Raw genomic sequence first — 23,560 nt, 5'->3', positions numbered from 1 at the left:
CTTACCGCAGTAAGTGGCCGGAGTGAGCGGCAAATCCGCCGCCGGCGGTGTTAAACGCCGCTGGCGGCGGCCCGGCAAGGGCGAGCAACAAACCCAACGCGCCTGCGGCTTGCAGTATGAAGGGAATATATTCACCCTCGTTCGGCCCGGTGCGTATGTCAGCGAGCCGGCCGAACCGCGTTTCTCGACGTCTAACGGCCAGGTGCGCACGTTTAACTTTAAGAAATCAACCATAAAAACAATTCATTATAAAACAATTAATTAAAAATAAATTCATGCCATTTAAAACAAAATAAAGAAACAAGCAGGGAAAAACCTCCTTTTGATTAAATTAACCTCTCTTTTAAGAAACTCATCGACAAATAACAATCAGAGAGATAACACGAACCGTCCTTTCCGGCCTGCAATATGTGACGCGCCATCGTCAACGCAGGGCGCCACGCCGTCAGATTCTTTAATTTTTCTCTAAACCAGTCCCCAAAGCCGCACATTAATGTTAATTTCACGGGGAACGGCCAGACGACAGATCCCGGCGCGCCGCGAGCATTACGGTACGGCGATCATTTTAGCTGACGCACGTTCGCGCCATAGCGGCGTGGTAGCGATGATGCCCGTCACGCCAGGGAAATCAGGAACGAGACGTGCGCCGACGGCGCAACAGAGGAGATGTAATGCAAAAAGGAAGCCTGGTTTCTGATGTCCACCACTTTCTGCTGCCCGCGCTGGAACAGACGATTGTGGCCGTCGTGCTGATTGACGAAAACGATCGCGTTCTGTTTTTCAACGAGGCTGCGGAACGACTATGGGGTTACTCGCGCGGCGAAATACTGGGCCGACACATGAACCCGCTGCTGCCGCGCGCATTACGCAAGATTCACGGCGACTACACCAGCAAAAACCGTCTGGGCGGCCAGGCCCGCGTAGCCGGCATGAGTCGTGAAATACTGATGGAGCGTAAGGACGGCCAGTCGATCTGGGCGATCTTTTCACTGTCCAAAATCAATGTAGCCGGACGCATCCATTACATGGCCATGGCGCGCGATATCTCGGACGAAGTCGCCCGACGCGAAGAGACCCGGCTGCTGCTGCTCGCCATCAACCATACCGATCGCGTGGTGTTCGTCCTTGACCCCGCGCGGCGCATCGTACAAATCAATCGGGCGTTTAGCACGCTGTTCGGCTATCAGGCCGGCGAAGCGATCGGCAAATCTGCCGCCAATCTGCTGCTTAGCCCGAAAACAGACGCCGCCGCGCGCATCCGGCTGCGGGGTAAAGCGCGCGCCGGGCAGGGCTTCAGCGACGAAATACGGGCGGTGGCGAAAGACGGCCGCGATCTGTGGGTGCGCTTCTCGGTCAATCCTGTTTTCGACAAAACAGAGACGAATAACGTCCGAAATCTGGTCGTGGCGTTATCCGATGTCACCGAGGAGCGGCAAATCCGGGATCTGGAGCGCGACGTGCTGCAGGCGCTGACCAGCAGTCTGTCGTTCGGCGAGCTGGGCAACTTTCTGTGCCGGCGCATCGAATCGATCGCGCCGGGCGTACTGGTTTCGGTCTGCGAGGTCGTGGATCGCAAGCTGCGCCCCTGGGCGGCGCCGAGTTTCCACGCATCATACGGCCCCGACTGGGAAGGCGTCGAGATCGGCGAAGGCGTGGCGGGATGCGGAACGGCGGCCCATCGCGGCGAACCGGTGATGGTGTATGACATTGCCACCGATCCGCTCTGGGCGCCCTATCGGCACCAGATGCTGCCTCACGGTTTTTGCGCCTGCTGGACCTATCCGGTTAAGCGTCGGGACGGCAGCGTGGCGGCGACCTTTGCCTTTTACTTCCGTCAGGGCGGCGCGCCAAATGTTTACCTCGAACGTATCGCCGATGCCAGCGTGCATTTGTGTACGCTGGCCGTCGAACGCGAGGAAAACCAGCGGCAGATAGCCCGGATGATAAGATTCAATCCGCTAACCGGTCTGCCAAATCTGCATTCCCTGCATAATCATATCGACGAACTGCTGAATTGCGCCAACGGGCAACCAATTGGCTTCTTTTGCATCGATCTGGATCGATTCAGGGATATCAATAGCACGCTGGGGCATACGGCCGGCGACCAGGTCATCGTCACGCTGGCCAACCGACTGCAGGACTGGCTAAAACCGGAGCACTTCCTTAGCCATGTCGAAAGCAGACAGTTTATTATCGTGGCGCAGAACTGCAATGTCGCGCACGCTTATCTGATGGCCGACGAAATTCAGCGTGTAGTGCGACAACCCATCAGCGTGGATAAGCATCGCTTCAGCCTATCGGCCAGCGTGGGCATCAGCCACTATCAGTATGACGACGCCGACCGGGACGCATTACTCGCCAACGCCAGAAGTGCGATGTACCAGGTCAGATCGGCGGGCAGCGGCGCGTATCAGTTTTTCAGCCCTGAAATGAACCTGATCGCGCGCGATCGTTTGCTGCTCGGCGCAGCATTGCGGCAAGCCATCGCCCATGGCGACTTGCATCTTTATTATCAGCCGCAGGTATGCCCGCGCACCGGCGCGCTGTACGGTGTGGAAGCGCTGGCGCGCTGGCAGGACGACATATTCGGCGACGTGCCGCCCGGGAAATTCATCGGCCTGGCCGAAGAAATCGGCGAGATCGAAGCGATCGGCCGCTGGGCGCTGCGTGAAGCCTGCCGTCAGATGGCGGCGTGGCGCGCCGGGGGAATTTCGGTGCCGACCGTCTCGGTCAACCTGTCGCCGGTTAATTTCCGCCGCCGCGATCTGACGTCGTTCATCGCCGGATTGCTGCTTGAGTATGCGCTGCCGGGCCAATGCCTGACCCTTGAGATTACCGAAAGCATGGTGATGGAGTTAACGCAGGACACGCTGGATATGCTGCAGCGGATTCGCGCGCTGGGCATCGGCTTATCCATCGATGACTTCGGCACCGGTTTCTCCAGCCTCTCCAGACTGGCCAGCCTGCCGGTAACCGAGGTCAAGATCGACCGCAGTTTCATTGGTAACTGCCTGCAGGATAACCGCCTGCGCGCGCTGGTGCTGGCGGTCATCGGAATTGGCCGCAGCCTGTCACTCACCGTCGTGGCCGAAGGCGTGGAAACCGGCGAACAATGCCAGCTCCTGAATGAACTGGCTTGCCCGGTGGTGCAGGGCTATTTGTTCTCCCGGCCGCTGCCGCCGCAGGACGTTCCCGACTGGCTGCGCAATAGCGGGGACAAGTCAAAAAGTACGCAAAAAATGCCATAATCGCACGCCATGAATTTTCAGGCTACTCGTCGAATTATTTGACAGTATATATTTTTAAATAAATGTTAACGTCTGCACCATTAATTTAAAGCTAACGTGCATTATGTTTTCAAACACATTACCGAACGCGAATCAAAGAATAACAAAGGTCATCAGAATCAGACAAAATACCGTCCAGCGGTAAAAAAAATGGAGCGATCATTCATTTATTAACCTGGTACACTGGATATTATCCGTGAGACCATCTATAACTAAAACAAATATTATGTGGAGAAGGCGCATGTCCGCTTTTCCATTACACCGCAACGATTTATCAGGAACAGAGAGTTTCACCCCTATAACGCAATATCCAACAGATTTCGGGTTGCAGCACCGCGGTAAATTTCCCGACTGCAACCCGGCGGGTATAACATGGCAATACCCTAAATAATTCGAGTTGCAGAAAGACGGCAAGAGCGCGACAAATCGATCCGAAGCCGACTGGCACAGCGCAAGCGCTGCCGCGCAGGATAAGGCTCAGCGACCGACCGAATCACTGAACGCAGCCAACGCAATCGCAACCTGAAGTATGACGGGTATAAAGCAGCGTGAGGATGGTCTGATCCTGAAAGCGCTGCGGTGTTTTGGTGCGGAAAAGCCGATAAAACAAACCATGGTTAATAATCCGTCTATTTTCCAGCGAACGAACCAATACCGTAAGCCAGCCAGCAGTAGTCCACAGGGTTATTATGCCTGGCGGGTCAATCCCCCCTGACCCGGTTAATTTTGGAATTAAATAGTTAGCCAGCAAATAACTTGCATCCTTACGGTTGCCGCGACATTAAATCGCCGCGATCTGTTTTGTCGCATCATTTAATTTATGCGGCGCCGGATTCCTTATAAAAAACCAACCGACGGATTAATTCGACCGGTCGATAAACCGAGCGGGAAATAAAACAATAACGTGCTGCGAAAAATTCGGTGAGGCCGTCTCCACGGACAAAATTTTTAAAAAATCGTTAAACTCATAAATAATTAGAGGCTAATATGAAAATGCACGTAAAAAAAACAAAGGCGGGTGTTCTCCCTTTAGAGGAAAAAACGGACGCGCCGGATTCGCTTTCCCGGCGAAAATTTATTCTGTATGGCGGCTGCGTGGCGAGCACCGTAGCGCTGGTGGGCGCACAGAAAACAATGGCCAGCGACGGCGGCAATAAGGCCGCGCCGACCCGATGCCCGCCAGGCGTGATCGCAACGCCCTGCGGCGCGGCGAACAACGCCCACGCGCCGGAAGCGAACCCGGCGGCGCCCGGTATTTTTACCGTACGCCCGGCGCCGGGAGAAAACATCGTATCGGAATATCCGTTCAACGGCGGACTAGTGCACGGCGTCATGGTCAGCAACCTGCACGAATTCGATACGGCCAGCCTGTTTGCGCAACAGGACAATGTCGATGTCATTCTCACCAATCTGGGCGCGCAGCCGGTGTTCGTCTCCGCTACCGCCGGCGTGAACAATGATCTGCAGAATGACTCCCCATTGCGCCGCACGGTGCCGTCGCTGCAAAGCGTGATCGTCAGGGTCGGAGCGGTGATCGCCACTGCCGACGCCTCATCGAATGGACTGATATCGCTGATTCAGGTGCGCAATACCCGCAATATCGAGGCGGATATATTTTCCAATGACACCAAATGGGCCAAATACGCCTTCCCCGCCGACACGCCCGATCTGCCGCTGTGGATCTCCAATCAGTTGCATCTGGACCATGCCATCCAGGTAAATCCCTGGCGGTTAACCGGTCTGCCGGCGCCGGCGAACAGTAAGACGTTGCCCTATGAGATTTACGTCAATCTGTGGTGGCTGCCGGCCGGTTCGGACGCCGGGATCCACGCGGCGCACGGCACGAACTTCCTTGAGGTGCATACCCAGTTGATCGGCTTCGGCCGTATGCAAAAATTCACCGACATGGCCAAAGCGCGCGCGGCCGTCGCCGGTAAACGCGCTATCCAGCCCGAAGGCGGCATGTTCTCGCCCTTCGATACCGGCAAGGCCTTTCCGGAAATGTACGAGGAGTTTAGGCTGGCGCCCGGCAACACCCATCTGCCGATGCCGCTGGTCAAAGATTACGACGCATGGAAAGGCGAATCGGATATCGCGAAAAACGCCAGTATGGACAACCCCTGCTTCCACTATCCACCGCACCAATACTACGCCGACAGCGACAGCGTATGGGTCGCCTTTGAATTTCATCGCGCCGCGGAAAATAGCTAATCAACGGAATAATAAGGAAGCGTAGCAATGAGTAACCGAGAACTGCCCCCGGAGTGGCGGGCCTATAACACCTACGATTATGTGCCGGTTCATGACTGGAGCGTTGGCGACGATATCGAACTCTATTCGGTCAACTGGGACGGCACGCCGCATTCGGCCAACGGCTTTGATTCTGACTGGACCCTCTATCTCAACGCCAGAGCCAAAACCCGCAGCGACGGCGCGGACGCCGGCCGCGATATCTGCCTTGTGCTGCAGGTCACCTCCTGCGAAAAAGACGCCTTCCGGGTGCGTTTTTCCCCGTCGGCGGCCGCGCTGGAGGACTATCCGGATAAGGTCTACGGCCCGGTGGTGGCCGAACGTCTCGACCAGATACGACGGCAGGAACAGGCGGCGGGCTATCACCCCGTGTTGCGCTGGAACCGCAACGGCGCCAGCATTCAGCTGAACGCCATACAGGTTCTGTTCATCCGGGCGCAAGACGGCCAGCTGTCAATCCAGGTTAAACGACTGGCCGACGGCGCCATCACCGATATCTCCTCCGGCCCCCTGCTCCACGCCCGTCCCGGCGTCGGCACGGTAGCGAACATGAAGCGTAAGGCGGATTCCGCGACCCACTATTTCGGCCTGGGCGAGATTATTCACTATAACCTGACCGGCAAGCGCAATCCGGCGCTCGGCGCGGATAAAGCAGCGTGTTACGGCTACAGCGGCAGCGCGCAACTTGACCACCGCGGCACCCAGGTCACTTGTTACAATTACGATAACCTGTGGTACAACCAGCCCGAAATATTCCCGCGTCAGGTCGACTATAAAGACGCGTTCAAAACCACCGCCTGCATTCCGCTTTACCTCAACGCGCCGGTGTATATCGAACGCGCGGTCATCGCCGAGCGTCAGCAGTTTCTCGGCGTATTCCTCGACAATACCGGCCAGAGTTTTTTCTCGTTCAAAGACGCCGCCCGCGACCCGACGGCGGTGGAAGCCGGCGTACAGCAGGGCGAGTTCGATTGCCACTACATGTTCGCGCAGCAGGCGAGCGGCGTGCTGGATGCGCTGACCTATCTGATGGGCCGCGGCGCGCGCGCGGCGGAATCGTTCACGCTTAACGACCGCGCCGTTATGCCGCCGAAGTACATCTTCGGCTATTTTCAGGCGAAATACGGCTGTCTCGGCCTGCTGCGCCCGAAGGAGGAAACCGATCCGGCGCGCGTCTATATCGAGGATATCGTGGAGGGCCATCGCGCGGCGGGCATTCCCATCGAAGGTCTGGGCGTCGATATCGATGTGCAGGAAGACAAGAAGGTGTTTACCATCAAGGACAGTTTCTGGTCCGGCGGCAAGGTGGATTCGGGCCTGTCGGTATTCGACTGGGCGGCGCAGTTTAATCTGCAGTGCCAGACCAATATCACGCCGTTTGTCCGGGCGGATAAAGTCGCCTACGATCCCGGCGATAAGACGAAAAAACAGTATAAAACCGTCCAGGGGCTGATCAGCAACGGCTACTGTGTGCAGAACGAAGGCGAGGCCAACATCGCTAAATTCCGCGGGCCGCGTCATGAAAGCGACTACCCCGGTCTGACCTATACCCGCATCGGCGAAGTCAATTATCCCGATCAAAACGTGCTGGTGCTCGATTACGGCATCAATGTGCAGACCGGCGAGCGCGACACCATCGGCTCGGTGATCACCGATTACGGTAACCCGGACGCCGCCCGTTTCTGGGGCGAACAATATGCCGGGCTATTCAACAACGGGCTGGGGTTCATCTGGCAGGACATGACGGTGCCGGACCCGATGCCGCACGTCGAAGACGGGAAAAACTTCGCCGATACGGCGGCGCCGCGCAATCAGTTCGGCTGGTCGTTGAACGGCGAAGCGCCGGTCGACGACCGGAGAAGAACCAATACCTTTAACTGGCGCGGTTACCACGGTCAACTGCAGCTGACCGATCCGCGCTTCGGCGACGGGCGCAAAACGCCCTTCGTGGAGCTGCGCAACTTTCATGCCTATATGCTGGCGCGCGCCACCTATGAGCACGGACTGGTGGCGAATGCCGATCTGCTGAAGGGCTACAAACGCAGCTACATTATTTGCCGCAGCGGTTATCCGGGTCTACAGCACTATGCGGGCCACTGGATCGGCGACAACGCCTCGACCTGGCATCACCTGCAGATCACCGTGCCGCAGATCCTCAACCTCGGCTTGTCCGGCCTGCCCATCGTCGGCGCCGATGTCGGCGGCTTCGCGCCCGGAGAATGCGCGATGGCGCCGGGCGACACCTTCTACGGCGATAAGCACTATCGCAGCCACAACCCGATGGTATACGACAGACTGGCGCTGGGGCCGGACGATATCGATATAGGCGCGCTCTGCGAGCCGGAGCTGATGACGCGCTGGATCCAGACCGCCTGTTTGCAGCCGTGGATGCGTAACCACTATGATGCGATGAAACAGTACCAGGAGGTATATCACTACACATCGCCGGCTCGCGGGCACGCCACCTTCGGCGATATCATGGCCGCGTTTATTCGCTTCCGGGTGCGCTGGCATCACCTGCTTTACGATGCCATGTACCAGACCACCCAGACCGGGCTGCCGATCAATAAGGCCATGTGTCTGTGGGAAGAGGACGGCGCGGTATTCAGCGAGGCCAATCGCCAGCGCCTCGCCACCCAGTTCTTCATCGAACATTCGGTGCTGGTGGCGCCGATCCTGACGCGCAGTCCCGAAGGCGAAGGCACCGGCTACGCGGTCGAAAAAGAGGTCTACTTCCCCTGCGGCGCGCAAGGACTGGCCATTAACTGGTACAGATACAACGTCGTTGAGGACAGCGTGGATACCGGGCACCCGATCGAAGGGGGCAAGAGCCAGACGATCCGCGCCGACATCGCCAGCCTGCCGCTGTTTATCCGCGAAGGCGCCATCATTCCCGAACGCCATGCGCAATCGGACCTCAAAGCCGATTTCAGGAACATTCAGGTGCTGGATAAATTCCGTCAGCCGCTGGTGCTGACGCTCTACCCCACCGGGAAACAGGGCGACGGCTATCATCAGCTGTACTGGGATGACGGCGGCGTCACGCGCGCGGCGGAACAACAGGGCGCGTTCTCGGTTATCGATATTCGTCAGGCGCGGCAACGCGGCGCCGCGGACGGCGAGGCGCTGGTGATCAGCGTCGAGCCGCGAAAATATGACTATCCGCTGCACACATTTATCTATTTCCGTCTGCGCGCGCCAAACAGCGCCGTGCGCCGCATCAGCGTCGGTAGCAGCCCGCTCGACGAGCGGGTCGCTTCGACGGATGAGCTGTTCCGGCATCCGCGACCGGCGGCCTGTATCGATGAACAGGGCGATGTCTGGATCAAGACCGCAACCGGGAAACTCGCGCCGGACGCGTCGCTGACCGTAACGGTCGCGCTCTGATCGGCTGAAACGCAGGCCGGGTCGTCCGCACAATACGGCCCGGTCCTCTGTCCCGTCGCCGAACGAGGCGACGCCTCCCCTATACGGACCTGCGGGTCCGTTTTTTCGCCGCCGCTTTCGGCAATATCGTCACCGCCCCGCTGATGTTTCCATCGGGTATTTTCTTTAAGGTTTCGCCGATACCGCGGTTCACGCTGGCGCGCAAGGACATTGAGTTGCCGACACTCATGCCGACGCGGGACGCGGTAAACGCGATGAATAAGGGCCGAATCAACAACGCCGGGTTCAGCGATATCGTCGCTGAAATCGTAGCGCGGGTGCGGTTATCCGTCGGCTATTTATGCCTGGGCGTCGATTTATTTCGCTGGCGCGATATGTCGTCCGGCGGCGCAAGGAAGGTGTGGCGGGGCGGCGGAAATGGCGCAATCCGCTCCGGCTGCGCAGCGGATTGCTGCCGGGGCCGCAAGTCTCCGGCCCCGGCGCTCGCATTACATCACGCACATACCGGCGTCAAACCCTTCGCGCGAGGCGATCAGCGCATTGCTGGTCTTCACCGCGCCGCCGATCACGATCGTCTTATCGGTGATGCCTTCCAGTTCGTTGACCAGATCGTTAACCGGCCGGTAACCCAGCGCGATCACCACGGTATCGGCATCAAGCGCGAACCGGCCTTGTTCATTCTCCAGCACCACCCGCTGTTCTTCGATCTCGCACAGCTTCGTATTAACGTATTGTTTAACGTCATACTCGTTCAGCAGCCCCATCAGGTGCAGCTTGCTGACGCCGTCCAATTCCACCAGCAGCCGATCGCGCATTTCAATAATGGTGACCTCTTTCTGCTGCATGGCCAGATGGGCCGCGGTTTCGCCGCCGACTTCACCGCCGCCGGCGATCACCACCCGCTGTCCGGTGGTCACATTGCCCAGCAGCACATCTTCGGCCAGCACCACATGCGACTGTTTGATGCCCTTGATTGGCGGGATCGACGGCGCGCCGCCGGTGGCGATAATCACCGAGTCCGGTTGGCTTTGCGCTACGATCTCTTTGGTCAGCGCGGTGTGATAGCGAATATCCACGTGCAGTTTTTCCAGCTCGCGCGTCAGCCAGGCGGTATAGGTCGCCAGTTCGCCTTTACCCGGCGGGAACGCGGCGGAGCGGAACTGGCCGCCCAGATGACCATTTTTTTCAAACAGCGTGACGTGATGGCCGCGCAGGGCCGCGACGCGCGCCGCCTCCAGACCGGCCGGGCCGCCGCCGGCGATAAAGACGCGTTTAGGCTCGCGCACCGGCTCGTAGTTCAGGTTCGCTTCGCGCCCCAGCGAAGGGTTGACCAGGCAGGTGAACGGCACGCCGCGCGGCAGGCTGGCGATACAGCCCTGCATGCAGCCGATACAGTAACGAATCGAGGCCAGATCGCCGCTTTTAGCCTTGTTGGGCAAATGCGGATCGGCCAGCGAACCGCGCCCCATGGCGATAAAGTCCGCCTTGCCCGTCGCCAGCACGTTATCGGCCATGCGCGGATCGTTAATCCTGTTCACCGAGATGATCGGCATCTGTACCGTTTTCTTCAGCTCTTCGGCATAGGACACCGCCCAGGCGTGTCCCACGTACATCGGCGGTACGGTGCAGGACTTATTGCGATCGCCATAAACGCCCATGGTGACATGCAGCGCATCGACGCCCCACTCTTCGAACAGTTGCGCCAGCACGCGGGTTTCAGAAATATCGCGGCCGCCGATAAAGCCTTCGTCGGCGGACAGACGGATCGTCACGGGATAATCATCGCCCACTTCGCTACGCACCCTCTGGTAAATCTCCTGCAGGAAGCGAATTCGGCCGTCCAGGCTGCCGCCATACCGGTCCGTGCGTTTATTGGCGTAAGACGATAAAAACTCGGCGATGAGGTAGCCGTGCCCGGCGTGAATCTCCACGCCGTCGAAGCCCGCCTGCTTCACCCGGCGGGCGCAGTCGCCGAATTCACCGACCAGTTGCTGAATTTCGTCGATGGTGAGTTCCCGCGGCATTTCATGCAGCGCCGGGCAGGGAATCGCCGACGGCGCGACCGGCTGCACCCCGCCGTTCACGTTATGCGATGTCTGCCGGCCGGCATGGTAAATTTGCGCGAAGATTTTGCTGTCGTATTGATGAATCCTGTCCGTTAGCGCTTTATGGCCGGCGATTTGTTCATCGCGCCAAAGTCCGCCAATATATTTACAGCCCATCGCGTTTTCATTTATCGCGTAATTTTCCGTAATAATCAGTCCCCACCCGCCTTTCGCCTTTTCTTCATGATAGGCGATATAGCGTTCGGTCGCCGTGCCGTCGCTATTGCAAAGATCGGTCACCATAGCGGGCACGACCAACCGATTCGGAATAACGCATTGATTGATTTTTTTAGGCTGGAATAACTTTTTAAACATGCTTTATATATCCTGCTAATAAATACAAAAGATATTATATATCCCACATAATTCGAGTTGCAGGAGGGCGGCGACGCAGCGCCCCATTCGTCGGCGACGAATGGGGCCAGCCAATGGCTGACCTTCTCTGAAAGACAGAATATCGCCCATAAACTCCCGTTGGCTTACCGCAATATGCGCGACAACGCTGACGGCGGCCCGGCAAGGGCGAGTCCCATGGCGGGGACGAGTCACAAAATCAACGTACCTGCAGCTTGAAATATCAAGGGTATACTCGTCATCCTTCAGGGTGCGAACGCGTTGGCTGCGCACAATTATTCGGCGCAACCGGGGCTTCGCGCGCAACGCGGCAAGCAAAACAAACGCCCCGGGCTGAGCGAATCAGGACCGGGCGACGAGTCTGCCGGCGGCGAATTTGAACGCGGCTTGCAGCGTTCTCCAGAGGCAAGGCCCCGGAGATAAGGCGGGCATTCGACCAGGCTACGCGCCTGCACAACCTGAAAAGTAAAATACTCGTCATCTCTCAAGCCGCAGGCGCATTGGCCGGACAAAACGATAACGTTTTTATCCTGCGACTCGAATTATTCAGAGTAAATATATATTCCGGCATTAATTATAGTAATTAATGCCATCAATGGCTAATTTCTCTGTCATAAATTATTACCGTCCGCGCAGGACATCAAGATAATTATTAAATTAGCGACAATAAAATCACATAGTAATAATAGCCTGACAAGTTAGTTACAATTCCATATCCTGTTTATACTTTTTATGCAAAACACCCATCATGTCGAAATATTGATAATTCCGCGTTACTATAAAGAGACTATTTGCCGGCTTTTTGATAACAGTTATTATTCCGTTAGTGTTTCCACACCTCAATAGCTTCGCATAATAGCGCGACGCTTGCCGCTACAGGTTGTAGCGACAACGATATTATGATTAAACTCTACCCCACTGTTTTTAATAATTATTTTAATTGGCTTATCGTCCGTTACGCGTTGCGGCATGGTAAAAAGTGACGCATCGATGCGCGACGTTATTTAGCGGGACAGCGTGAGCGTCGGCCCCTCCCTGGGCCATTCCCCCTGCGATACGCCAGAGTTACAACGCCATATCCACCACGATTCGGCCGGTGATTTTTCCCTGGCGCATACGAGTAAAAATGTCGTTGATATTCTCCAGCGGCTCGGCGGATATCTCCGCCGCCACTTTTTTATGGCCGGCGAAATCCAGCGCTTCCTGCAGATCTTTACGCGTGCCGACGATCGAACCGCGCACCGTAATGCCGTCCAGCACCATATCAAAGATGGAAAGATCGAAACGGCCGGGCGGCAACCCGTTCAGCACCATGGTGCCGCCGCGCCGCATCATGGTCGTGGCCTGGGCGCAGGCCTTCGGCGAGACCGCCGTGACCAGTACGCCGTGCGCGCCGCCAAACTGCTGGTGGAACCAGACGCCGGGGTCGACCTCCCTGGCGTTGGCGACCACGCCGGCGCCCAGCTTTTTGGCGAAATTGAGTTTATCGTCATCAATATCCACCGCCGCCACGTTCAGTCCCATGGCGCGGGCATACTGGATGGCCAGGTGGCCCAAACCGCCGATACCCGATATCACCACCCATTCGCCGGCTTTGGCCTGGGTCATTTTCAACCCTTTATACACCGTGACGCCGGCGCACAGGATCGGCGCGATATGGACGAAGTCGACGTTATCCGGCAGGATGCCGACATAGTTGGCGTCCGCCAGGCAATACTGCGCAAAGCTGCCGTTCACCGAATAACCGGCGTTCTGCTGCGAATGGCACAGCGTCTCCCAGCCGCCCAGACAGTGTTCGCAGTGACCACAGGTGGAATAGAGCCAGGGCACCCCGACCCGATCGCCCTCTTTCAGGTGCTTAACCCCCTCGCCCACCGCCGTCACATACCCGACGCCCTCATGGCCCGGGATAAACGGCGGATTAGGCTTAATCGGCCAGTCGCCGTCGACGGCGTGCAGATCGGTATGGCATACGCCGGTGGCTTCAATCTTCACCAGCACCTTGCCCGCGGAAATGGCCGGTACGGGGGCCTCCTCAATGATCAGCGGTTGACCGAATGCGGTGACTACAGCGGCTTTCATCGTTTTCATGCGGAACCTCGTTTTTTACAACAATGGCAAGGAATGTTTCAGAACAGGCCGCGCGGCGCCGGGTCATCATGGACCCGCGTTTTTTCACCTGCTGGCCGAACGCGGCGCGCGCCGGCCTGTCCAGGATGGATGTACGCCATGCGCGGCTCCTCGAAATAAAAACAGGACGCAACGGTGCCGCGGCGGCGGCGCACAATATTGTCGCCAGATGCATAAGCAGCCCTTATACCACTTGTGATCTTTTTGTGAAAAAAAAGAAAGAAGATTAAAAACAGACAATTAATAACAAATTGATCGGCGGGGTATGCGCCTGAGCGCCGAAATCATCGCGAACTGTCCCCTTTTTTGTGTCGCAAGTCGCAACACAAGGGACATCAAACTGATACATATAAATAACATTTAACCATAACGGAGGATGCCATGCCGCAAGCCAAAGGAGATCAGGCGCAGTATGGCGGGCCGGGCGACGGCGACCGCCTCCCCGGACCGTTGACGGACTCCTGGCAACGCAGCCGGCGTTATGGCCTGAGCCGGGACGATGAGGCGATCCCGGACGTTCCCTCCGCCATGCTTAAAGACGCGCGGGAACAAAACAGCTGGATCTTCCACATCGCGCGCCCGCTGTTCACCCGTCTGGCGGCCGACAGGGTTAAGCAGAATGCGATCCTGGTCATGTCCGATGCCACCGGTCTGGTGCTGGAAACCTGCGGCAAGAATGATTTTTTGCCGCAGGCGGAGCGCGTCGCGCTGTCCCCCGGCAACCTGTGGGGAGAGCACGCCAGAGGCACCAACGCCATCGGCACGGCGCTGGCCCTGCATACATCGTGCGAAGTCACGGGCGCGGAACATTTTCTTAATCAAAACGCCGGTCTGTTCTGCTCCGCCGCCCCGGTATTCCGGCCCGACGGACAGATAGCCGGCGTGCTGGATCTGTCCAGCCCGGCGCAGCATCCGCACCGGGGAGCCGACCGGCTGATAGGTCAGACGGCGCGCTATATCGAGCATCACTGGGTAAAAAGCACGGTTTCGCCACAGCGCTGGATGCTGTGCCTGCATAGCGACGACCGGATGCTCGGCAGCGCGCAGGAACTGGTGCTGGTCTTTGCCGATAACGTGCTAATGGCGGCCAATAAACTGGCGATGAATGAATTCCGCCTGGCGCCGCACCATTTCGGCGTCAGGCGACTCGAGGCGCTGTTCGCGCACGCCCCGAGCGAAGCGGAGTTGCAGACGCTGCAAGCCGGCAACGAGCGACGCTACTACGCCACCCGTACGGCGCCGGGCCAGCGTTATTTCGCGCTGCGCCCGGCGGCCGCGCCGTTCGAAGAAAACGGCATTAATAAAGAGAAGGCGCTGCGGATACTCAACGCCGGGATCGCGCTGTGCATTACCGGAGAAACCGGCTGCGGCAAAGAACACTTTAGTCGCCGTCTGTACGAAACGAGCAAATGGCGCGACGGCCAGTTTGTCGCGATCAACTGTGCGGCGCTGCCGGAAAATCTGATCGAGTCCGAGCTGTTTGGCTACCTGCCCGGCGCGTTCACCGGCGCGAATCCGAAAGGCTACATCGGCAAACTGCGCGAGGCCGACGGCGGCGTGCTGTTCCTGGATGAGATCGGCGATATGCCGATCGCCATGCAAACCCGCCTGCTGCGGGTGCTGCAGGAAAAAACCGTGACGCCGCTGGGCGGCAGCGCCGCTTTCCCGGTCAATTTCGCGCTGATCTGCGCCACGCATCGCGATCTGCCGGCGCAGGTTAGAGCCGGCGAGTTTCGCGAAGATTTGCTGTACCGGATTGAGGAATATCGTCTGCATATTCCGCCGCTGCGCGAATGGACGCAGGTCGCGCGCCTGATTCATCGCCTGTGGCGGGAACTGGGCGCAGAGCGGCGCGATGTGACGTTGCCGGATGAGGTGGTGCGGCATCTGACCCGCCATCCGTGGCCAGGCAACGTGCGGCAGCTGCTGAGCGTGCTTAAGGTTGTGCTGGCGCTGGCCGACGACGGCGATATCATCAGCCTCGCCGATTTGCCGGATCAACAGGACACGCGACAAAGCGCGCCGCAGACGCGGCGCGGGAAGCTGGACGAGCGCGAGGCGATCCGCGCCGCCAACGGCAATATGAGTCTGGCGGCGAAAAAACTCGGTATCTCGCGCAGTACGCTCTACCGCCGGCTGGAAAAGACCAACTGCCGCCCGGGCTGAGTAAAAAACGGCAATGGCGCGACGCGATTGCCGCTCGTTCGGCGCGCTTAGTCCGTCGGCAGATTGACGCAGATATCCTCAGGCAGCCCCAACATAATGTTCAGGTTCTGCACCGCGGCGCCGGAGGCGCCCTTGCCTAAATTATCCAGTCTTGCCGCCAACAGCGTCTGCCGGTGTTCGGCATGCGAGAACACGAACAGCTCCAGCATATTGCTGTTGTTCAGCGCTTCCGGCAGCAAAAACGGCGCGCTCTCTTCCGGCAGCGCGTTAAGAGGCATCACGCGGATAAACGCCTCGCCGGCGTAAAACTCATCCAGCGCGCGCCAGGCGCTGTCGCCGTCCAGCACATTATTCAGCGGAATAAACACCAGCATGCCCTGAGCATAGTCGCCTACCGCCGGCTGGAATATCGGCCGCACCGCGAGGCCGCTCCATTTCTGTATCTCTTTCAGATGTTTGTGATCGAACCCCAGACCGTAGGCGGCATAGCCCGGCGCCGTCTGCTGGTAGCGTTCAATCATCGCCTTACCGCCGCCGCTATAGCCGGAAATCGCGTTAATCGCCAGCGGAGTTTGCGCGCCGATCAGGCCGCGCTGAACCAGCGGCGCCAGCAGCGTGATAGCGCCCGTCGCGTAACAGCCGGGGTTGGAGACATGGCTGGACTGGCGGATGGCCGCGCGCCGATCGGCGCCCAGTTCCGGCATGCCGTAAACCCAATCCGCCTCAGTGCGATGCGCCGAACTGGCGTCCAGCACCCGCGCGCCGACGGCATCGGCCAGCGCCACCGCTTCACGCGCGGCGGCATCCGGCAGGCACAGAATAGTGATATCCGCGGCGGACATCATTTCCTGACGCGCCTGCGCCTCTTTGCGCCTGGCCTCATCGATAGTGAGAAGCTCAATATGAGGGTGATTGATCAGACGCTGCTGGATCTGCAACCCGGTAGTGCCCGCCTGACCGTCGATAAATACACGATATTTGTTGCTCATAGACCTGTCTTTCTGAGTAGATAAAAGCGTTCCTGACCAGGTGTGCCGTCGTCGAACACCTGAAGAGAACTCAGTCAACATTGCGCGTTTCTGACCAGGCGTCAGACCTGCCGAAATCACTCAGCGCACTGAGTCCCGTCGATCATAACATTGTTGCCGCGCGTGAACGATGCCGGATGCGGCAACCCGGCCATAAAACTGCGGATATCGCGCCGGGATGCTGTAAAATCAATGGGTAAAGGGCGTCAGGCGGCCGATCGGCGCCTGATGTCGGACCGTTATCCCGCGTTGCCAGCCCACGCGGGATAACGGCCCGGCCGGGGAAACCGCGCGGCGACGCTTATTCGCCTTCGCGCGCGAACGCCAGCGCCGCGCTCAGCATCGCCCGCAGATGCGTCTGCAGCGGACGCGCTTTCTCTTCATCCCAGCGCCAGGGCGGCGTCTCGTCCATATAGGCGCTTTGCGCCAGCTCCATCTGCAAAGCATGAACGCCCTGCTCCGGCTGACCGTAGTGGCGGGTGATATAACCGCCGGTATAGCGGCCGTTTTCCACATGGCTGAACGGCGCGGCCAGGCGGGCAAGGTCGGCGACGCGGCGCTGCAGCGCGGGATCGCAGGTCACGCCCTTGTTGGTGCCGATATTGAAATCGGGCAGCCGTCCGTCGAAAAACTGCGGCAGAACGGAGCAGATCGAGTGGGCATCCCACAGCACCACGCGGGGAAATTGCGCGGTAAGCCGCGCCAGTTCGGCCGCCAGCTGATCGTGCCAGGGTCGCCAGTAGCGTTCGCGCCGCTGCGCCACCGCCTGCGACGAGGGCTGAGCGCCGGGCAGATACACCGGTCCGCCGTCGAAACGAATGTCCGGGCACAGCCCGGTAGTCGCCTGGCCGGGATAAAGGCTCGCGCCGTCCGGCGGCCGGTTGAGATCCACCACATAGCGCGAACAGGTGGCCTGCAGCACCGAGGCGCCCAGATCTTTAGCGAAGGCATACAGCCGTTCGATATGCCAGTCGGTGTCCGGCACCCGCCTGGCCTCGTCGGTCAGGGTATCGGCGATCTCCGGCGGCAGCCAGGTGCCGGTGTGCGGCATGGTGACAAACAGCGGCGCGCTGCCCTGGTGAAAAATAAACGGTGCTGTCGTGCTCATACTAAAACACTCCCGATCAAAGGTGTTGTAACAGTTGCCGACGCACATCGGCAAACGCCGCCTGCGCCGCAGAATGTAAGGTATGCTGACGATCAACGCGCAGCCGGCCGCCGGTCCACACGCGGCGCAGCGCGGAGGCGCGCGAACTGCCGAACAGATGGCCGGCCAGAATATTGTCCAGCGGCAGTTGAGCCAGCGCGACATGTTCGCCGTCCAGCTCGACCATATCCGCCCGCTGGCCGACGGCAAGCCCCGCCACCGGCCGACCGCAGGCCTGCGCGCCGCCCCGCAGCGCCCCCAGATACAGACTGGCGGCGACGTCCGGCTGCGCGTCATCGGCGCAGATGTTGCGCTGGCGGCGCTGCAAACGCTGCGAGTACTCCAGCAGCAGCAACTCCTCGGCGGCGCTGACCGCGACGTGGCTGTCGGAGCCGATTCCCCAGCGCCCGCCGTGCCGCCGCCACAGCGGAAAGTCGAATATGCCGTCGCCCAGATTGGCCTCCGTGCTGGGGCACAGCCCGGCCACCGCCCCGCTGGCGGCGGCGCGCCGATACTCCGGTTCGGTCATGTGCGTAGCGTGAATCAGGCACCAGCGCTCATCAACCGGCTGATTATTCATCAGCCACTCCACCGGGCGCTGGCCGCTCCACGCCAGACAGTCCTCCACCTCCTTCTGCTGTTCCGCGACGTGAATATGCACCGGCGCATGCGCATCCATCCGCCGGACGCCGTCGATCAGCCGCGTCAGCGACGCCGGCGTTACCGCACGCAGGGAGTGCGGCGCCACGCCCAGTCTCACCTGCTGCTGGCGGCATGGCGCCTGCAGTTGCTGCCACAGCGAGAGAAATTGCTCGCTGTCGTTGATAAAGCGGCGCTGTTTACTCTCCGGCGGCAGACCGCCGAAACCGCTGTTCTGGTAGCACACCGGCAGCAGCGTCAGGCCGATGCCGGTGTTTTTCGCCGCGTTGAGCAGGCTGCGGCACAGCGTGGTCGGTTCCGCATACGGCGCGCCGTCGGACTGATGATGCACATAGTGAAATTCGCACACCGAGGTATAACCCGCCTCCAGCATCTCGCTGTACAGCCAGGTGGCGACGATTTCCATCTGCTCCGGCGAAATACGCGCGGCAAACGCGTACATCAGGTTGCGCCAGCTCCAGAAGCTGTCCTCGCGCTGCTGTCGATATTCGGTCAGCCCGCTGAACGCACGCTGGAAAGCGTGCGAGTGCAAATTCGGCATACCCGGCAGCAGCCAGCCGGCGCGCGCCACGCCCGGCGGCGGGCTGGCCGCCGTACTCACATTGCTGAGCAAACCTTCCGGATTCCACTCCAGCAGGACATCGCGCCGCCAGCCGTCGTTCAGCAGCGCATATTGAGCAAAAAGTTGATTCGCAGTCATGATGGATTCACTCTCTGGTGAAAAAAGTCGCGGCGCTCCCGCCGCCTGAATGGCGATCGCCCGCTTCAGTTCTGGGACAACACCGCCTGCAGAAAACGCCGGGTGCGCTCGTTTTGCGGCGCGCCGAAAATCTGTTGCGGCGGGCCGGCTTCCACAATCCCGCCGCCGTCCATCACTACCACCACATCGGCCACTTCGCGGGCGAACCCCATTTCATGGGTGACGACAATCATGGTCATGCCCTCCTGCGCCAGCAGCTTCATCACCTGCAGCACCTCGCCCACCAGCTCCGGATCGAGCGCCGACGTCGGCTCGTCAAACAGCATCACCGAGGGCGTCATCGCCAGCGCGCGGGCGATCGCCACGCGCTGTTTCTGCCCGCCGGACAGGCTGCCCGGCATGGCGTTGGCTTTTGCCGACAGCCCGACTTTTTCCAGCAGCCGCATCGCCTGCTGGCGCATCGCCGCCTTGCTCGTCTTACGCAGCATCAGCGGCGCCACGCAAATATTTTCCAGCACCGACAGATGCGGGAACAGATTAAAGGACTGAAAAACCATGCCCACCTCTTTGCGCAGTTCATTCAGTTGCGGCTCGGCCAGCATGCGCCCCTGGCTGATCAACTGGCGGCCGCACAAAGTGACATCGCCCTCTTCCGGGTGTTCCAGCCCGTTACAGCAGCGCAGAAAGGTGCTTTTGCCGGAGCCGCTCGGCCCGATAACCACCACCACCTGGCCGGGGAACACATCGAAATCAATTCCTTGCAGAACCCGGTGGTCGCCGAAACGTTTGCCGAGCTGGCGAATGGCAATCATCGGCGACGCTGTGACTGTGCGATCGGCCATTACTGCACCCCTTTCATATGATGACGTTTTTCAAAATAGCGCAGCGCCAGCACGGAAATGCCGGTCAGGACAAAATACACGCCCGCCACGACCAGATAGGTTTCCAAATCCCGGTAGGAGTTGCTGATCACCGTGGTGCCGGCCTGCATTACGTCCTGAATGGTAATCAGCGACACCAGCGCGGAGTTCTTGATCAGTGCGATGAACTCGTTGCCCAGCGGCGGGATCATGCGCACCACCGCCTGCGGCAGAATGATTTTATACATCGCCTGACGGGCCGACATGCCCAGCGATCGGGCGGCCTCGTTCTGACCGCGCTCAATCGAATAAATCGCGCCGCGCACGATTTCCGAGATATAGGCGCTCGAATAGAGTCCGAGGCCGATCACCCCGCAGAAAAAGGACGGCAGCATCACGCCGAAACGCGGCAGGCCGTAATACCAGATAAACAGCTGGACCAGCAGCGGCGTGCCGCGAATCAGGGCCACGTAGCTGCTGGACAGCGCATACAGGACGCGGCGCTGAGGATTGAGCCGGGCGATGCCGATCAGCAGCCCGAGCGAACAGCCCACCAGCAGCGCGCACAGCGTAATTTCGATCGTGACCAGCGTCCCGGCCAGCAGCGTGTGGCTGCTGGCGAAAACCGGCGCAAAATCCAGGTCTAAATTCATAACGGTTCCTGTAATACGTCAGCATCCTGCGGGCATCGGCCGATGCCCGCCCGATTTATTTGCCCGAGGAGGGAAACCATTTATCCACCAGCGCCTGATACTCGCCGTTCGCCTTCAGTTGTTCGATGGCGCCGTCGATATCGTCGCGCAGCTGTGGCAGATTTTTACGCACGGCGATGCCATACTCTTCCGAGGTCAGCGGGTCCGGCAGAATGCGCACGCCGCCTTTGGTGCGGGCATACTGAAAGGCGGCCGGTTTACCGGTTACCGCGGCGTCCACCCGGCCGATACTGACCAGATTGAACATCTGCTGGTTTTTTTCCACTTCCACCAGCCGCACCTGCGGCATATTGCTGTGCAGCCACGCCACCGATTTAGTGCCGACCTGCACGCTGACGTTTTTGCCGTTCAGATCCTCGTGGGAATTAATCGTGGTGTTGCCCTCTTTCACCAGCACCACCAGACCGCCGGTCAGGTAAGGTCTGGTGAAATCGACCACTTTGGCGCGTTCTGGCGTGATGTAGATACCGGAAACCGCGATATCCGCCCGCTGGGACGTCAGGCTGGGGATCAGTCCTTTGAAATCCACGTTGGTCCACTGTACCGGGCGCTGCAGTTGCTTGCCGATAGCCTCCACCAGTTCAATATCGAAGCCGCTGAATTTGTTGTTTTCCATAAACTCCATCGGCGGAAAGGTGGCGTCCGTAACGGCTTTAATCGGTTCGCCGGCCTTAGCGAAAGATAGCGTGGAGAGGCAGGACAGCCCCACGGCGAACAGCGTATTGCATAAAACACGACGGGTTAAAGACATACATTACTTCCTCCAGGTAGAGACAAAAAACCGAACGCCAGCGGCGCCGGGCGTCAAAAATCTTTTAAACGATGATGAATACGTTCGGCGCTTTGCGCCGTCAGCGCGATCAATGCCGTCTGGCGCTCCGCGACGCGCTGCGAAGGCGCCATCAGGCTGAGCACGCCCAGCAGACGCCGGTCGCGCGTCAGCAGGGGGAAACTGACGCCCCAGATGCCGGCGTCCACCTCGCTGTCGCTGCAGGCGTAACCCTGCTGGCGGATCGCCGTCAGTTGTCGCAGCACCGCATCCCGCGCCTCCGGCTGAGGGAAGGCCTGCGCCAGCGCGTGATTGCGCTCCTGTTCCGGCATATGAGCCAGCAGACACCTTGCGGTGGCGCCGGCCCGCAGCGGCACGCTGCGTCCCTTCTCAAACGAACAGCGCAGCGACTGCGTGGCTTCAATCATGCTGATGCAAATGGCCTGACGCTGCATCGCCACGCTGATGGCGACCGTCTCCTGCGACTGCTCGGACAGCCACTGCATATCCTCTTGCGCGCACTGAGCCAGCAGCGTCGTGCCGTCAAACCCCAGCGCCAGCTGCAGGCTCACCGGCCCGGGGGCGTACAGGTTGCCGGTCTCCAGCACAAAACCCCAGCGGCGCAGAATCGCCAGTTGGCGGTACAGCGTACTCTTCGCCAGCCCGGTCGCCTTCATCAGATCGCCGGCGCTGGCCGGCCGGCCAAACTGGGCGATCACTTTCAGGATCATCAACACTCGCTCCTGCGACGTGACCGTCTCGTCCTTGTGGATTGTTGTAGCCCGTTCGTCTTTCAGCATGACCCCATCCCGTGAGCGAATTGAAACGTTACTGCGATAACTAAAGCAGATGGCATGCCAAAATACGGGAAATTGATTCCTACCATGTGAGAAACAACAGAATATCAATCGGATAAATGGCATAAAAAAGGCAAAAAAAGAGGGGGATAATGCGATGGACGGTAAAACAGGCACGAACGCGATGCCGGCCGGCGATTAACCGAACGCGCCACCGCACCAAAAAAGGGAGGCAAATGCACCAAAATGAATCACAGCCGCATAAAGCAAAGAGAGGCGGCCGGCGCTCTCCGCGGCGCGCCGCCTTAACGGCCGCCCGACGCGGCCGGGGTTGACCGCGCCGGCGGACGGATACCCTCGCGATCAACCGGCGGACGGTTCAAAAACTCACCATCAACAGGCGAGCGGCGAAACCGAGCAACACCACGCCCATCACCCGTTCGAACCAGTATCCTTTACGCTCAAACCGTTGGCGCACCGCCGGACTGGAGAAAAGCAGGCTGACCAACACAAACCATGCCGCGTTGACCGAACACATCCACAGACCGTACAGCATTTGTACCGACGTCGGCGTTGCGCTGCTTACTACGCTGGTGAAGATGGCGAGGAAAAACAGTGTGGCTTTCGGGTTGGTGGCATTGGTCATAAACCCCATCAGGAAGGCCTTATTCCTGCTCTGCGCCGGCGGCGCCGCCCCGTCGTGCGCCAGTGAGGGCAGCGGCGTCGGCTTGCTGCGGAGGAAATTGACGCCAAGGTAGATGATATACGCCCCGCCGGCGAATCTGGCGGCGGACATCAGCCAGGGGGTGGTATGCATCAACGCGCTGATGCCCAGCAGCGTGTAAATTATGTGCACCGACATCCCCGCCCCGATCCCCAGCGCCGTACAGATACCGGCCAGTCGGCCAAATCTTACGCTCTGCCGGATCGTCACCGCAAAATCCGGCCCCGGCGCAATCACCGCCAGAAAGTGAATCAGCGCCAGCCCGGCGAATTCGCCCCAGTAATTATGCAACATAGCGCCCCCCGGTCGGCGGGTAAAACAGCGCGGCGTCGCGGCCGGCGGCCGGCGGTTGACTATCGATGGCTTCCGATTCGCCGCTCTGGCGAGAATCGAAAAGATACAGGCGCTCAGTCATTTTTCATTTCCCTTCGTTGTTCTTTTCTTTACATTGTAGGGAATACCGTTGACCGCGATAATCCATCG

18 protein-coding genes are annotated in these 23,560 nt (G+C 59.3%); 6 read left to right on the top strand and 12 right to left on the bottom strand.

Annotated elements, in window-relative coordinates; translation table 11 throughout:
* The first annotated feature begins 22 nt into the window (after positions 1-22).
* Positions 23-265 carry a hypothetical protein gene (locus tag FJU30_RS20830; RefSeq protein WP_150436896.1) on the top strand — a complete coding sequence of 81 codons (243 nt, stop codon included), beginning with the start codon at positions 23-25 and terminating at the stop codon, positions 263-265.
* A 406-nt stretch (positions 266-671) separates the two neighbouring features.
* Complete coding sequence (gene dosP, locus FJU30_RS20825; protein WP_150436895.1) at positions 672-3,248, top strand: oxygen-sensing cyclic-di-GMP phosphodiesterase DosP; 2,577 nt, start codon at positions 672-674, stop codon at positions 3,246-3,248.
* Between the two features lie 532 nt (positions 3,249-3,780).
* Here the strand turns inward: dosP and FJU30_RS27290 are convergent.
* Positions 3,781-4,038, bottom strand: a complete 258-nt coding sequence (locus FJU30_RS27290; protein WP_150436894.1) for a hypothetical protein — start codon at positions 4,036-4,038, stop codon at positions 3,781-3,783.
* Between the two features lie 344 nt (positions 4,039-4,382).
* Between FJU30_RS27290 and FJU30_RS20815 the strand changes: the two genes are divergently transcribed.
* Positions 4,383-5,498: a hypothetical protein gene (locus FJU30_RS20815; protein ID WP_150436893.1), complete on the top strand. Its 1,116-nt coding sequence runs from the start codon at positions 4,383-4,385 to the stop codon at positions 5,496-5,498.
* A 27-nt stretch (positions 5,499-5,525) separates the two neighbouring features.
* Positions 5,526-8,924, top strand: coding sequence for a TIM-barrel domain-containing protein (locus FJU30_RS20810; RefSeq protein ID WP_150436892.1), 3,399 nt, complete (start codon positions 5,526-5,528; stop codon positions 8,922-8,924).
* Positions 8,925-9,412: 488 nt separating this feature from the next.
* Here FJU30_RS20810 and FJU30_RS20805 read toward each other — a convergent pair whose 3' ends face one another.
* Positions 9,413-11,344 (bottom strand): oxidoreductase, encoded by a 1,932-nt coding sequence (locus FJU30_RS20805; protein WP_150436891.1) that lies wholly within the window; start codon positions 11,342-11,344, stop codon positions 9,413-9,415.
* A gap of 1,104 nt (positions 11,345-12,448) precedes the next feature.
* Positions 12,449-13,474 carry an alcohol dehydrogenase AdhP gene (gene adhP, locus FJU30_RS20800; RefSeq protein WP_150436890.1) on the bottom strand — a complete coding sequence of 342 codons (1,026 nt, stop codon included), beginning with the start codon at positions 13,472-13,474 and terminating at the stop codon, positions 12,449-12,451.
* Positions 13,475-13,497: 23 nt separating this feature from the next.
* On the opposite strand from adhP, the gene FJU30_RS20795 reads away from it, so the two are divergent.
* The gene (locus FJU30_RS20795; RefSeq protein ID WP_150436889.1) at positions 13,498-13,743 is read left to right on the top strand and encodes a hypothetical protein; all 246 of its coding nucleotides are present in this window, start codon (positions 13,498-13,500) and stop codon (positions 13,741-13,743) included.
* A 151-nt stretch (positions 13,744-13,894) separates the two neighbouring features.
* The gene (locus FJU30_RS20790) at positions 13,895-15,679 is read left to right on the top strand and encodes a sigma-54-dependent Fis family transcriptional regulator (protein WP_150436888.1); all 1,785 of its coding nucleotides are present in this window, start codon (positions 13,895-13,897) and stop codon (positions 15,677-15,679) included.
* A gap of 47 nt (positions 15,680-15,726) precedes the next feature.
* Here FJU30_RS20790 and argC read toward each other — a convergent pair whose 3' ends face one another.
* The 9 genes from argC to FJU30_RS27495 all read right to left on the bottom strand — a co-directional run bounded on the left by argC (position 15,727) and on the right by FJU30_RS27495 (position 23,492).
* Positions 15,727-16,668 (bottom strand): N-acetyl-gamma-glutamyl-phosphate reductase, encoded by a 942-nt coding sequence (gene argC / locus FJU30_RS20785; RefSeq protein ID WP_150436887.1) that lies wholly within the window; start codon positions 16,666-16,668, stop codon positions 15,727-15,729.
* A 340-nt stretch (positions 16,669-17,008) separates the two neighbouring features.
* Positions 17,009-17,815 (bottom strand): N-formylglutamate deformylase, encoded by an 807-nt coding sequence (hutG, locus tag FJU30_RS20780; RefSeq protein ID WP_150436886.1) that lies wholly within the window; start codon positions 17,813-17,815, stop codon positions 17,009-17,011.
* A 16-nt stretch (positions 17,816-17,831) separates the two neighbouring features.
* A complete protein-coding gene (locus tag FJU30_RS20775; protein ID WP_150436885.1) occupies positions 17,832-19,214 on the bottom strand; it encodes a formimidoylglutamate deiminase in 1,383 nt (460 codons plus the stop codon).
* A 65-nt stretch (positions 19,215-19,279) separates the two neighbouring features.
* Positions 19,280-20,026, bottom strand: coding sequence for an amino acid ABC transporter ATP-binding protein (locus FJU30_RS20770; protein WP_150436988.1), 747 nt, complete (start codon positions 20,024-20,026; stop codon positions 19,280-19,282).
* 29 nt (positions 20,027-20,055) lie between these two features.
* Positions 20,056-20,727: an amino acid ABC transporter permease gene (locus FJU30_RS20765; protein WP_150436884.1), complete on the bottom strand. Its 672-nt coding sequence runs from the start codon at positions 20,725-20,727 to the stop codon at positions 20,056-20,058.
* A 55-nt stretch (positions 20,728-20,782) separates the two neighbouring features.
* Positions 20,783-21,538: a transporter substrate-binding domain-containing protein gene (locus FJU30_RS20760; RefSeq protein ID WP_150436883.1), complete on the bottom strand. Its 756-nt coding sequence runs from the start codon at positions 21,536-21,538 to the stop codon at positions 20,783-20,785.
* A gap of 53 nt (positions 21,539-21,591) precedes the next feature.
* A complete protein-coding gene (locus FJU30_RS20755; RefSeq protein ID WP_150436882.1) occupies positions 21,592-22,356 on the bottom strand; it encodes an IclR family transcriptional regulator in 765 nt (254 codons plus the stop codon).
* 376 nt (positions 22,357-22,732) lie between these two features.
* Positions 22,733-23,371 (bottom strand): LysE family translocator, encoded by a 639-nt coding sequence (locus FJU30_RS20750; RefSeq protein WP_150436881.1) that lies wholly within the window; start codon positions 23,369-23,371, stop codon positions 22,733-22,735.
* Positions 23,361-23,492 (bottom strand): hypothetical protein, encoded by a 132-nt coding sequence (locus FJU30_RS27495; RefSeq protein ID WP_263406746.1) that lies wholly within the window; start codon positions 23,490-23,492, stop codon positions 23,361-23,363. The genes FJU30_RS20750 and FJU30_RS27495 overlap by 11 nt, the downstream gene beginning before the upstream one ends.
* Positions 23,493-23,560 lie beyond the last annotated feature (68 nt).

The sequence above is a fragment of the Affinibrenneria salicis genome, assembly GCF_008710095.1.
The sequence above is the reverse complement of the archived record's forward strand: the minus strand, read 5'-3'. Positions and strand labels throughout refer to the sequence as shown.

What these genes read in the sequence shown, in the direction of transcription:
- FJU30_RS20760 (WP_150436883.1), bottom strand. Translation starts at nt 21,538, where the DNA reads ATGTCTTTAACCCGTCGTGTTTTATGCAATACGCTGTTCGCCGTGGGG.
- FJU30_RS20770 (WP_150436988.1), bottom strand. Translation starts at nt 20,026, where the DNA reads ATGATTGCCATTCGCCAGCTCGGCAAACGTTTCGGCGACCACCGGGTT.
- FJU30_RS27495 (WP_263406746.1), bottom strand. Translation starts at nt 23,492, where the DNA reads ATGACTGAGCGCCTGTATCTTTTCGATTCTCGCCAGAGCGGCGAATCG.
- argC (WP_150436887.1), bottom strand. Translation starts at nt 16,668, where the DNA reads ATGAGCAACAAATATCGTGTATTTATCGACGGTCAGGCGGGCACTACC.
- FJU30_RS20755 (WP_150436882.1), bottom strand. Translation starts at nt 22,356, where the DNA reads ATGCTGAAAGACGAACGGGCTACAACAATCCACAAGGACGAGACGGTC.
- FJU30_RS20805 (WP_150436891.1), bottom strand. Translation starts at nt 11,344, where the DNA reads ATGTTTAAAAAGTTATTCCAGCCTAAAAAAATCAATCAATGCGTTATT.
- FJU30_RS20765 (WP_150436884.1), bottom strand. Translation starts at nt 20,727, where the DNA reads ATGAATTTAGACCTGGATTTTGCGCCGGTTTTCGCCAGCAGCCACACG.
- dosP (WP_150436895.1), top strand. Translation starts at nt 672, where the DNA reads ATGCAAAAAGGAAGCCTGGTTTCTGATGTCCACCACTTTCTGCTGCCC.
- FJU30_RS20790 (WP_150436888.1), top strand. Translation starts at nt 13,895, where the DNA reads ATGCCGCAAGCCAAAGGAGATCAGGCGCAGTATGGCGGGCCGGGCGAC.
- FJU30_RS20810 (WP_150436892.1), top strand. Translation starts at nt 5,526, where the DNA reads ATGAGTAACCGAGAACTGCCCCCGGAGTGGCGGGCCTATAACACCTAC.
- FJU30_RS20795 (WP_150436889.1), top strand. Translation starts at nt 13,498, where the DNA reads ATGGCAAGGAATGTTTCAGAACAGGCCGCGCGGCGCCGGGTCATCATG.
- adhP (WP_150436890.1), bottom strand. Translation starts at nt 13,474, where the DNA reads ATGAAAACGATGAAAGCCGCTGTAGTCACCGCATTCGGTCAACCGCTG.
- FJU30_RS20775 (WP_150436885.1), bottom strand. Translation starts at nt 19,214, where the DNA reads ATGACTGCGAATCAACTTTTTGCTCAATATGCGCTGCTGAACGACGGC.
- hutG (WP_150436886.1), bottom strand. Translation starts at nt 17,815, where the DNA reads ATGAGCACGACAGCACCGTTTATTTTTCACCAGGGCAGCGCGCCGCTG.
- FJU30_RS20750 (WP_150436881.1), bottom strand. Translation starts at nt 23,371, where the DNA reads ATGTTGCATAATTACTGGGGCGAATTCGCCGGGCTGGCGCTGATTCAC.